General features: G+C 71.2%; 8 protein-coding genes. 6 read left to right on the plus strand and 2 right to left on the minus strand.

Annotation, left to right across the window (positions count from 1 at the left end; all coding sequences use genetic code 11):
- Positions 1–34: 34 nt before the first annotated feature.
- Complete coding sequence (locus B7K25_RS09680) at positions 35–640, minus strand: TetR/AcrR family transcriptional regulator (protein ID WP_084105813.1); 606 nt, start codon at positions 638–640, stop codon at positions 35–37.
- Between the two features lie 290 nt (positions 641–930).
- On the opposite strand from B7K25_RS09680, the gene B7K25_RS09685 reads away from it, so the two are divergent.
- The 6 genes from B7K25_RS09685 (at position 931) to B7K25_RS09710 (ending at position 10,645) form a co-directional block, all read left to right on the plus strand.
- Entirely contained in the window at positions 931–2,337 is a 1,407-nt protein-coding gene (locus B7K25_RS09685) for an ABC transporter substrate-binding protein (protein ID WP_159450178.1), read from the plus strand.
- An 81-nt stretch (positions 2,338–2,418) separates the two neighbouring features.
- On the plus strand, positions 2,419–3,360 hold the full coding sequence (locus B7K25_RS09690) for an ABC transporter permease (RefSeq protein ID WP_084105817.1): 942 nt from the start codon (positions 2,419–2,421) through the stop codon (positions 3,358–3,360).
- Complete coding sequence (locus B7K25_RS09695; RefSeq protein WP_084105819.1) at positions 3,357–5,087, plus strand: dipeptide/oligopeptide/nickel ABC transporter permease/ATP-binding protein; 1,731 nt, start codon at positions 3,357–3,359, stop codon at positions 5,085–5,087. The genes B7K25_RS09690 and B7K25_RS09695 overlap by 4 nt, the downstream gene beginning before the upstream one ends.
- Complete coding sequence (locus tag B7K25_RS09700) at positions 5,084–5,944, plus strand: ATP-binding cassette domain-containing protein (protein WP_084105821.1); 861 nt, start codon at positions 5,084–5,086, stop codon at positions 5,942–5,944. Before B7K25_RS09695 ends, B7K25_RS09700 begins: the two co-directional genes overlap by 4 nt.
- Positions 5,945–5,988: 44 nt before the next feature.
- Positions 5,989–8,364 (plus strand): beta-phosphoglucomutase, encoded by a 2,376-nt coding sequence (gene pgmB / locus B7K25_RS09705; RefSeq protein WP_084105823.1) that lies wholly within the window; start codon positions 5,989–5,991, stop codon positions 8,362–8,364.
- A gap of 67 nt (positions 8,365–8,431) precedes the next feature.
- A complete protein-coding gene (locus B7K25_RS09710) occupies positions 8,432–10,645 on the plus strand; it encodes an alpha-galactosidase (RefSeq protein WP_084105825.1) in 2,214 nt (737 codons plus the stop codon).
- Between the two features lie 53 nt (positions 10,646–10,698).
- Here the strand turns inward: B7K25_RS09710 and B7K25_RS09715 are convergent, their stop codons facing one another.
- Positions 10,699–11,541, minus strand: coding sequence for a D-alanyl-D-alanine carboxypeptidase family protein (locus tag B7K25_RS09715; RefSeq protein ID WP_084105827.1), 843 nt, complete (start codon positions 11,539–11,541; stop codon positions 10,699–10,701).
- Between the last annotated feature and the right edge of the window lie 53 nt (positions 11,542–11,594).

An 11,594-nucleotide genomic window follows, 5' to 3' on the forward strand; every position in this document is an offset into this window, starting at 1 on the left:
ATGCGGCGGCCAGAGGACACCGTCGAGCCGCCGATCACAGGGGCACGGTGATGAGGGACTGCAGGTGCGCGCGCACATCCGCGACCAGGTCCATGCCGCTGCGGTCATACAGCCACTGGAGCTGCATCCCGTCGACGATCGCGAGCATCGAACGGGCGGCATGCGCCGGCTCGACGCCGGCGCGCAGCGTCCCCTCCTCGCGCATGGTGATGAACGACTGCTGAGCCTCGGAACGGATCCAGTCGTAGCGGCCTCGGAAGAACTCGTGGGCCGGATGGCCCTCGACCGTCGCCTCCGCCGTGAGGATCGTGTAGAGCTCGATCATCCCTGGTTCTTCACAGTTTCGCCGGACGACCTCGACAAACGCACGCAGCTGCTCGAGCCCCGGCTCGGTCACGGTCGCGAAGTACTCGCGACTGCGCTGGTCGCGCTTCTCCAGCACGGCCGCGAGGAGCTCTGTCTTGGACTTGAAGTGGAAGAGGATGCCCGCCTGCGTGATCCCCACGCGGTCCGCGACATCGCGCAGCGAGCCGTTGGTGTAGCCGCTCGTCGAGAACACCTCGAACGCCGCGTCGAGGATCTCTCGGCGCCGCTCGGCGGTCTTGGCGTAGGTCCCGCGGGACGTCGTCGATGTCGTCATGGCACGCCACGGTAGCACCCCAAGCCAGGGCATTGCGGGACCCGAATCGAAAACTAACTACCCATTCAGTTTCTGTGTTACGGTGCAGCGGTGCCGGTCAGCTCGATCGGTCCACAACCAACGGAGATTGAGGAACAATGAAGTTTTCGTATCGAGCAGCCGCGCTCGGCGCGATCGGCGCCCTGACGCTGGCGGCATGCAGCTCCACTGACACCCCTTCCGACGCTGAGTCGACCTCACCGACCGGCGACTCAAGCGCGGCGGCGAATGCCCCGCTACTGAACCTCGGCATGGTCGACGCGCCCGGACAGGGCGGCTTCGTCGCAGCGGACATGTCCTTCGCCACCAAGGCGCCGTATGGCCAGGCCGTCTACGACACCCTGATCCGCGCGACTCCGGACAACCAGCTCGAGCCGAGCCTCGCGACTGCGTGGGAGTACGACGAGACCGGCCTCGTCCTTTCGCTGGGGATCCGCGACGACGTCGTGTTCACCGACGGCACGCCCTTCGACGCCGACGTGGCCGCTCAGAACATCCTCCGGTTCCGTGACGGCGCCGCGGAGAACGCCAACTGGCTGGCGAACGTCGCCGACGCCGTCGCCACGGACCCCACCACGCTCGAGATCACGCTGAGCGCGCCGGACCCCGCCCTGCTGCTCAACCTGTCCCGCGCCGCCGGCTACCAGGAGTCGCCGGCGTCGTTCGACGACCCGGCGCCGGTCGGCACCGGCCCGTACGTCCTCGACGAGGCGCGCACGGTCACCGACGCGACCTACACGTTCACCGCGAACGCGGACTACTGGGCTCCCGAGTACCAGCACTACGACGAGATCGTCATGACCGTCTTCGAGGACCCGGTATCGATGCAGAACGCGCTGCTGGGCAACCAGCTCGACGCCGCCCTGTACTCGGGCTACGACGGCTTCGACCAGATCGTCGGCGCTGGCTACACCGCACACGAGTACGCCCAGGACTGGGAGGGCCTGCTGCTGTTCGACCGCGGCGGCCAGCTGTCCGAGCCGCTCGCCGACGTTCGCGTCCGTCAGGCCATCAACCACGCGATCGACAAGGAGGGTCTGCTGCAGGCCCTGGCCGGCGGTCGCGGCGAGGTCACCACGCAGATCTTCGGCAAGAACACCGAGGGCTTCAGCGAGGAGCTCGAGAGCCGCTACCCGTACGACCCCGAGCTGGCTCGCGAACTGCTCGACGAGGCGGGCTACGGCGACGGCTTCACCATCGAGTTCCCCACGGTGAGCTTCGTGCCGCCGGCGACGTTCGACCTGGTGGGCCAGCAGCTCGCTGACGTCGGCATCACCGCGTCCTTCTACGAGGTGGCTCCGCAGGACTACTTCGGAGTGATGCTCGGCGGGCAGACGCCGATCGCCTCGATGCGCCTCGAGCAGCCCGCGACGGCCTGGGAGACGTACAACCTCGAGCTCGCGGTGTCGGCGCCGTGGAACGCGTTCCACGAGTTCGATGAGACCGTCGCGAGCTACGGCGAGCTGCTGCAGTCGAGCGTCCCCGAGGAGGCGACGCTCGCCGCCTCGGAGCTCAACGCTCACATCGTCGAGGAGGCGTGGTTCAACCCCTGGTACCGCACCGTCACGACCTTCTACACCGACGCCGAGACCGACGTCACCCCGCAGGTGGGCAACATCTACCCCTACCTGTGGAACATCGTCCCGACCGAGGGCTGATGACCCCACCCGGGGAGCGCCTTCCGGCGCTCCCCGGGTGACAACCCCCTTCTTCACCGCACGACCCGTCTGGAGCCCAACGTGGGACGCTTCATCACCCGGCGAGTGATCAGCGGCATCAGCCTGCTGTTCGTCATCTCGAGCGCCGCCTACCTGCTGCTGTACATCAGCAGCGGCGACGTCGCGCGCAACCTGCTCGGCCCGACGGCCACGGATGAGCAGGTCGCGGCGAAGGCCGCCGAGCTTGGCCTCGACCAGCCGCTCCTCACGCGCTACTGGGACTGGCTGACGGGCGCCCTGACCGGCGACTTCGGCACCTCGTGGGCCTCGCGTGCCCCCGTGACGGAGGTGCTGGGTGGACGTGTCTCGGTGACGCTCACCCTCGTCATCGCCGCCGTCATCGTGTCGGCGCTCGGAGCGATCGTGCTCGGGACGCTCGCCGCCAGCCGTGGCGGGTGGTCCGATCGCACCATCCAGGTGGTCTCGCTCATCGGCGCGGCCGTGCCCGGCTTCCTCATCGCGATGCTGCTCGTGCTGTTCGTCGCGATCGACCTCGGCTGGTTCGCCGCCACGGGCTACGTCCGTCCCACAGAATCGTTCTCCGGCTGGATCCAGACGGCGGTGCTTCCCATCACCGCGCTCGCCGTCGCCGGAGTAGCTGCCGTCACCCAACAGGTGCGCGGATCGATGCTCGACGAGCAGCGCAAGGACTACGTGCGCACCCTCGAGTGCCGCGGGCTGTCACGCCGCTCCATCGTCTTCCGCCACGTGCTGCGCAACGCCGCCACACCGGCCCTCAACGTCCTCGCCCTGATGTTCATCGCGCTGCTCGGCGGCGCGGTGGTGGTCGAGCAGGTGTTCGCGATTCCGGGGCTCGGCAAGCTCACGGTCTCGTCGACGCTGACCGGAGACGTGCCCGTCATCATGGGCATCGTCGTCGTGACCGTCATGCTCGTCGTCGCCGTCAACCTGCTCATCGACCTCATCCAGGCCTGGCTCAACCCGAAGGTGCGTCTGTCATGACCCACGCCACGACCCCCCGTCGTCCCTCCCTCGCGCGCGCCGTGCTGCGCCAGCCGTTGGGGCTCATCGCGGTGCTGACGATCACGCTCTACCTCGTGATCGCGGTGATCGGCGCCTGGATCGCCCCGCACGACCCGTATCAGACCTCGCTGCAGGACATCCTCCTGCCGCCCGGCGGCGAGCACCTGCTCGGCACCGACCCCTCCGGCCGCGACGTGCTGTCGCGCCTCCTGGTCGCCACCCGCTATTCCATGTTAGGCGCCGGCATCGCGTTGGTGGTCGCGGGCGTGATCGGCATCAGCGGCGGCCTCATCGCCGGGTACTACCGCGGCTGGTTCGAGGCGGTCTTCTCCTACGGCGCCTCGCTGTTCCTCGCGCTGCCGTCGATGGTCGTGCTGCTCGCCGCGCGCACCGTGATCGGCCCCAGTCTCTGGTGGTCCATGGTGATCTTCGGCGTGATCGTGTCCCCTGCCTTCTACCGCCTGACCTTCGCGGTGGTGTCCGGAGTGCGCCACGAGCTCTACGTCGACGCCGCCCGCACCTCCGGACTCTCGGACGCCCGCATCATCGGACGGCACATCCTGTCGGTCGTCCGTGCGCCCGTCATCATCCAGGCGGCGGGCATCGCAGGCGTCGCCATCGGCATCCAGGCGGGTCTCGAGTTCCTCGGACTCGGCGACCGGGAGCTGATCACCTGGGGAGGCATGCTCAACGATGGCTTCCAGGCCATCTACCGCCAGCCGTGGCTGCTCGTGTGGCCCACGCTCGCGATCGTCATCATCTCCGTCGCCCTGACGCTGTTCGCCAACGCTCTGCGCGACGTGCTGGAGCGCTCGTCGACCGCTCGCCGCTCGAAGGCGACGGCTCCCGCCACGGCGGCGGCCGACCACCACGATGGCCAGGCAGCGCTGTCCGTGCGGGGCCTCGAGGTCTCGTACGGCGATCGCGCCAAGGACCGCACCGTCGTGGTACACGACGTGTCGTTCGACATCCGCGCCGGCGAGGTGCTCGGCCTCGTCGGGGAGTCGGGCTCGGGCAAGACTCAGACCGCGTTCTCCATCCTCGACGTGCTTCCCGGCGGCGGGCGCGTGTCCGCGGGCTCCATCGCCTTCCACGGGAAGGTCACCACGCAGTCCCAGCGGGCCGCTGCGCGGGGAAGGTCGATCGCCTACATCCCCCAGGAGCCGATGTCGAACCTCGACCCGACCTTCACCATCGGGTTCCAGCTCATCGAGCCGATCCGCGCTGTCGCCGGCGCCTCGAAGTCCGAGGCGCGCACCCGGGCGCTGACCCTGCTCGAGCGAGTCGGCATCCCCGACCCCGAGCGGGTCATGGGCCTCTACCCGCACCAGATCTCGGGCGGCATGGCCCAGCGCGTGCTCATCGCCGGCGCCATCGCCACGGAGCCCGAGGTCCTCATCGCGGACGAGCCCACCACCGCCCTCGACGTCACCGTGCAGGCGGACGTGCTGGACCTGCTGCGCGACCTGCAGCGCGACCTCGGCATGGCCATGGTCATCGTGACGCACAACTTCGGCGTCGTGGCCGACATCTGCGACCGGGTGGCCGTCATGCAACAGGGCCGCATCGTCGAGCAGGGCGATGTCGAGACCGTGTTCGACGCGCCACAGCACCCCTACACGCAGGCGCTGCTGGGCGCCATCCTCGACGACGACACCGTGCGCCCGAGCCTCGACGAGGGCGTGCAGACGGGAGGCCCCCGATGACCGAGTCACTGCTGCGTGTGGACGACCTCGAGGTCGCCTACCCCGGGCGCGGGATGCGCGCGGAGCCCACCCGCATCCTCCATGGGGTGTCGCTCGACATCCGGCCCGGCGAGACCGTAGGACTCGTGGGCGAGTCGGGCTCGGGCAAGACCACGCTCGGACGTGCGATCCTCGGCCTCGCGCCCGTCACGGGCGGCACTGTTACGTACCGCGGCGAGGACATCTCGCACCCGACGCGCCAGCGCCGCCGCGAGCTCACGCGCGACATCCAGGTGGTGTTCCAGGACCCGTACACGTCGATGAACCCCAACCTCACCATCGAGCAGACGCTCACGGAGCCTCTCCGCGTGAACGGCACGAAGGGATCGGAGGCTCGCGACCGCGTGGCCTCGCTGCTCGAGGCGGTCCACATGCCCGTCGACTCGATGACGCGGTTCCCCAACGAGTTCTCGGGTGGCCAGCGCCAGCGGATCGCCATCGCAAGGGCGCTCGCGCTCGACCCCGCGCTGATCGTGTGCGACGAGCCCGTCTCCGCTCTCGACCTGAGCAACCAGCGTCGCGTGCTCGACCTCTTCATCGAGATCCAGGAGCGCACCGGAGTCGCGTACCTCTTCGTCTCGCACGACCTCGCGGTGGTGCGTCACCTCAGCCACCGCGTCGCCGTGCTGTACCGGGGCGAGATCGTCGAGTGGGGCGACTGCGACCAGGTCACCGCGCGCCCCGAGCACCCCTACACGCAGCGCCTGCTGATGGCAGCGCCCGTGCCGCACCCCGTCCGCCAGGCGAAGCACCGCGCCGACCGCCAGCGCGTCCTCGCCGCTCAGCGTGAGGCCGACCTCCAGTCCGGCGCCGCCTGATCGCGGCCCGCGCCGCCTCCTCCTCCCGCCTCGAAAGGACCACCATGCCCTCGCCTCGCGCTGCCATCTTCGACCTCGACGGCGTCATCGTCGACACCGCGCCACTGCACTTCGACGCCTGGCGGCAGACCGCGCGCGAGCTCGGGTTCGACCTCGATGAGTCGCACGAGGCCTCCCTGCGCGGCGTCGGTCGCCTGGACGCGCTGCACCTCGTGCTCGAGGCCGGCGGCATCGATCCGTCGAGCGTCGACACCGAGGCTCTCGCGACCGCCAAGAACGCCCGCTACGTGGGATCGCTGACGTCGGTGTCGCCCGCCCACCTGCTTCCGGGGGCGAAGGACGAGCTGACGCGCCTGCGCGCCGCGGGCGTCCCGATCGCGCTGGGGTCCGCGAGCCGCAACGCCACCGGGCTGCTGGACCGCCTCGAGGTGCGCGAGCTGTTCGACGTCGTCGTGGACGGGAACGATCTCACGGCGTCGAAGCCGGACCCCCAGGTCTTCGCGCTCGCGGCGCAGCGCCTCGGCGTGCCCGCAGCCGAGTGCGTGGTCTTCGAGGACGCCCCCGCCGGAGTCCAGGCCGCGCGTGCGGCCGGAGCCCGGGTCGTCGGCATCGGCTCCGCCGCCGTGGTCGGCGGCGCCGATGCGGTGATCGGCTCGCTCGCCGAGGTGGGAGACCTCGCGGAGGACCTTCGACCGGGCTCGACGGTCGTGGCAGGCGTCGACCTCGCCGCCGCACCGTTCGGCCTCGACGCCGCTGCACGCGCCTGGGTCGCGACGACGCTCGCCTCGCTGAGCCCTGAGCGCAAGCTCGGTCAGCTGTTCTGCCTGCTCGCCGAGCCCGACACCGCCGAGCAGGCTGACGCCGACTTCGCGGTCGTGGAGCCCGGCGGCTACATGCGCCGCCCGTCCCTGTCGCACGACGTGGTGAGCTTCAACCGCTACGTCCAGGACAAGGCCGAGGTGCCGCTTCTCATCGCCGCCAACCTCGAGGCCGGCGCGAGCGGCGTCGCCTTCGACGCCACGAGCGTGGGCTCGCCGCTCCAGGCTGCGGCGACCGGCGACGCCGATGCCGCGCGCCGCATGGGAGAGGTATGCGCCGTCCAGGGACGCGCCATGGGCATCACGTGGGCCTTCTCCCCGATCGTCGACATCCAGCTCAACTGGCGCAACCCCATCGTCCTCACCCGCGGCTTCGGCGACGACACCTCCGTCGTCGCCGAGATGGGCGAGGCCTTCGTCCGGGGCCTCCAGGACCACGGCATGGCCGCCTCCGTCAAGCACTGGCCCGGCGATGGCGTCGACGACCGCGACCAGCACCTGCTCACCACCGTCAACTCGCTGAGCACCGAGGACTGGGACTCCACCTTCGGCACGGTGTACCGCCGGGCGATCGACGCGGGCGCGCTGACGATCATGGCGGCGCACATCGCGTTGCCGTCGTACTCGCGCGCCCTGCGCCCCGGCATCGCGGACGAGGACATCCTTCCGGCGAGCCTCGCACCCGAGATCACCACGGACCTGCTGCGCGATCGGCTGGGCTTCAACGGCCTCGTGGTCACGGACGCCTCGCTCATGGCCGGCATGCAGATGTCGATGCCGCGCGCTCAGGCGGTGCCTGCCTCGGTCGCCGCCGGCTGCGACATGTTCCTCTTCACGGAGGACTACGCCGCTGACCTCGCCCACATGCGTGCGGGCGTCGCCGCCGGCACCATCACCCCGGCGCGCCTCGACGAGGCCGTCACCCGTGTGCTCGCGGTGAAGGCCGCGCTCGGCCTGCATGCCGCGACGCTCGACGGCCTCGTGCCCGACGCTCTCGGTGCCGTCGACCGGGGCACCCACGAAGGCTGGGCCCACGAGCAGGCGTCGCGCGCGGTCACCCTCGTCAAGGAGGAGGAAGGCCTCCTTCCGCTGCGACCCGAGGCGACGCCGCGGGTGCTCGTGTACTCGCTGCGCGGAGGCGCGCTCCCCTCGACCGATCCCGCGCAGGCGCTCGTCGACGACCTCTCGGCGCGAGGCTTCGCGGCGACCCTGCACGAGGACCTGCCGCGTGAGGCGACGCTCTTCCAGCCCGTCGGCCGTGCCGGCGCGGTGACGGGCGCCGAGCTGCTCGACGGCTACGACGCCGTGATCTACGTCGCGGACGTGCCGCCGGCGTCGAACTTCCCGACCGCACGGCTCGAGTGGACCTTCTGGACGGCCGCCAACCTGCCGCGCTACACGCACTCGATCCCCACGATCTTCGTGTCGCTCGGCAGCCCCTTCCACCTCCAGGACGTGCCACGCGTCAAGACGTTCGTCAATGCCTACGCCAACAACGGGGCGACGATCGCGGCCGTCGCACGGGCACTCACCGGCGAGCAGCCGTTCACCGGCGTGTCGCCCGTGGACCCGTACTGCGACTACTGGGACGCCCGCCTCTGAGCGACGACGGCACCGGCGACTGACCGCTTGGTAGAACAGTTGCCGCGCCGACCCTAGGCTGGTGGGCATGAGCGATCTGATCCACCTGCGTGACGCCGGCGTCTCCCTCGTCCTCGACACCCGTGGGGGCCGCCTGCCCCGCATCGTCCACTGGGGCGCGGACCTGGGCGAGACCATGCCCGCCGACCTCGAGCAGCTGGCCATCGCCGACGACGAGCCCCGCGTCGGCGGCGGAGAGCTCGACGACCGGTACGGCGTGGCGATCCTGCCCGAGCACTCGTGGGGTTGGTTCGGCACGCCCGGCCTCGAGGGCCACCGCGAGGGCCGCGATCACGCGACGCGCTTCACGGTCACCGAGGTCGCGCGGTCCGTCGAGGGGGACGGGGACGCCCGGGTCCAGCGCGTGAGCGTCCGGGCGGCCGATGCGCTCGCCGACCTCGCGCTCGATCTCACCATCGAGCTCCTGGGCTCGGGTCTCGTGCGCGCCCGGGGCGCGCTCACCTCCACGGGCCACGGCTCCTCCGACACCGAGGCGCCCTACGTCGTGGACGCGCTGAGCCTGCTCCTGCCCGCCGCGCCCGAGGCCACCGAGATCCTCGACTTCTCCGGCCGGTGGATCCGCGAGCGCACTCCCCAGCGCCACGCGTGGGTGCACGGCACCCATCTGCGCGAGGGCCGCCGCGGCAAGCCCGGCCACGACACCCCCTTCCTGGTCGCGGCCGGCACGGCGGGCTTCGGCTTCCGGTCCGGCGAGGTCTGGGCGACGCATGTGGCCTGGTCGGGCAACACCCGCTGGCTCGCCGAGCGCGGCATGCACGGCAAGGGCCTCCTGGGCGGCGGCGAGCTGCCGTTTGCGGGCGAGATCCGCCTCGCCCCCGGCGAGACCTACGAGGGACCGTGGACCTACTGGGCGCACGGCACCGCCGGGCTCGACTCGGTCGCCGAGCGCTTCCACCGTCACCTGCGCTCCCTGCCGTCGCACCCCAGCACGCCGCGCCCCGTGACGGTCAACACGTGGGAGGCCGTCTACTTCGACCACGACCACGCCAAGCTGTACGCGCTCGCCGACGCCGCCGCCGCCGTGGGCGCCGAGCGATTCGTGCTCGACGACGGCTGGTTCAACCACCGACGCGCCGACAACGCGGGCCTGGGCGACTGGTTCGTCGACGCCGGCGTCTACCCCGACGGCCTAGCCCCCCTCGCCGACTACGTGCGCGCGCAGGGGCTCGAGTTCGGCCTGTGGTTCGAGCCCGAGATGATCAACCCCGACTCCGACCTCGCCCGCGAGCACCCCGAGTGGATCGCCCAGCCCGAGCTCGCCTCGCGGCGCGCGGAGGTCGGCGGCGAGCCCCGGCTGCCGCTCGAGGCCCGCCAGCAGCAGGTGCTCGACCTCACGCACCCCGAGGCGTACGCGTACATCGAGGAGCGCCTCCACGCCCTCATCGCCGAGGTTCGCCCCGCGTACCTCAAGTGGGACCACAACCGCGACCTGCTCGAGGCGGGCTCGAGCGCCACGGGCCGGGCCATCGGCCACGAGCAGACGCTCGCCTTCTACCGGCTGCTCGACGGCATCCACGCGGCGTTCCCCGGCATCGAGATCGAGACCTGCGCCGGCGGCGGCGGCCGCGTGGACCTCGAGGTGCTGTCGCGCACCCAGCGGATCTGGGCCTCCGACTGCAACGACCCGCTCGAGCGCCAGCGCATCCAGCAGTGGACCAGCCTGGTGGTGCCCCCCGAGATGATGGGCGCGCACATCGGCCCGCCGGAGGCGCACTCCACCGGCCGTGCCGCCGGGCTCGACTTCCGCGGCGGGACGGCGCTGTGGGGGCACCTCGGCATCGAGTGGAACGTCGCGAGCGCCGATGCGTCCGTGCCCGCCGTCCGCGCGGCGCTGACCGCGTGGGTCGCCCTGCACAAGGAGCACCGGGACCTGCTCCACTCGGGCACCGTCGTGCACTCGGACCTGCCCGAGCCCGGCCGCGTCCTCCACGGCGTGGTCGCGACAGACCTCTCGGAGGCGCTCTACGGCTTCGCGTCCGTCGACTCCGTCCACACCAATCCCGTGGGCGCGTTGAGGCTGCCGGGCCTCGATCCCGCCGCGCGCTACCGCGTGGTCGGCACCGGACCGGCCGACCCCAGCACGGGGGCGACCGGAGCGGCGACGGCCTGGTGGACGGACGGTGTCGAGCTGACCGGGCGCGCGCTCGCCGTGCACGGCGTCCAGGCGCCGGGCATCATCCCCGAGCAGGTGATCCTCATCCGCGTCACCCGGGTGGGCTGAGCCGGACATGGCGAAGGCCCGGCCGGCGGCCGGGCCTTGCTGATCAGCTCAGGTCAGTTGCTGCTGCGGTAGACGTCGCCCGCGCCCCAGTAGCCGGACTCGTAGATGCCCATCGCATCGGTGCCGGGCAGGTACTCCCAGTGCCACGGCTCCCACTTCGAGGACTTGGCCCAGCCGGGGTTGACCCAGCCCCACGTGCGGCCGTTCTCCTCGAGCCACGCCTTGGCGGCGCCGCGTGCGTCGGTGCGGCACAGGTCGATCGCGAGGCCCCAGCCGTGCACGGACTTGCCCGGCGTCGCGGCGAGCCAGCCCTGGCTCGCCTTGGTCGCGTACTGGCCGGACAGGGTGCGGTAGGTGTCGGACAGGCAGATGTCGCGCCCGAACTCCTCCTTGAAGCGGGCGTTGAGCTCCGCGAAGGCGACGGCGGCGTCGTTGCGCAGCTGCTCGCCTCCGCCGATCGAGCACAGCGAGTCCTTGGTGAGGCGGCCGTTGCGGCCCTCCCACCCGAGCGACGGGTCGCAGTCGGGGAGGTTGGCGCTGACGGTGAAGGTCTGCGCGGCGGCGAGCACGGCCGATGCGGAGTCTGGGTCGGGCAGCGGCAGCTCCGACTCGAGCAGCTGGGGGCCGTCGCCCAGCAGCGCGCGGGCGGTCGAGGGGGCCTCCGCCGAAGCGGTGCCGGTGACCTGCTCGACGGCGCCGGCGTACGGCGCGATGGTGCCCATGATCGGGTAGACCACCATCGCGAGGGCGAAGCCCGCGAGGACGCCGCTGCGGGTGAGGACCTTGCGGCGGCGGTGGGTCGAGCGGATCTGGATCTCTTGGGTCTTCTGCTGGCGGCGATGCTTGCGCGAGCGGTGCGCCTGAGCGGGCGCGAGCGCGTCAGCATCCGTGCTCACAGGGAGCCTCCAAGACCAATTCGATTGCCATCGTCATCGGGACCTCGGTCCCG

The sequence above is a fragment of the Demequina sp. NBRC 110056 genome, from assembly GCF_002090155.1.
Taxonomy (GTDB): Bacteria; Actinomycetota; Actinomycetes; order Actinomycetales; family Demequinaceae; genus Demequina.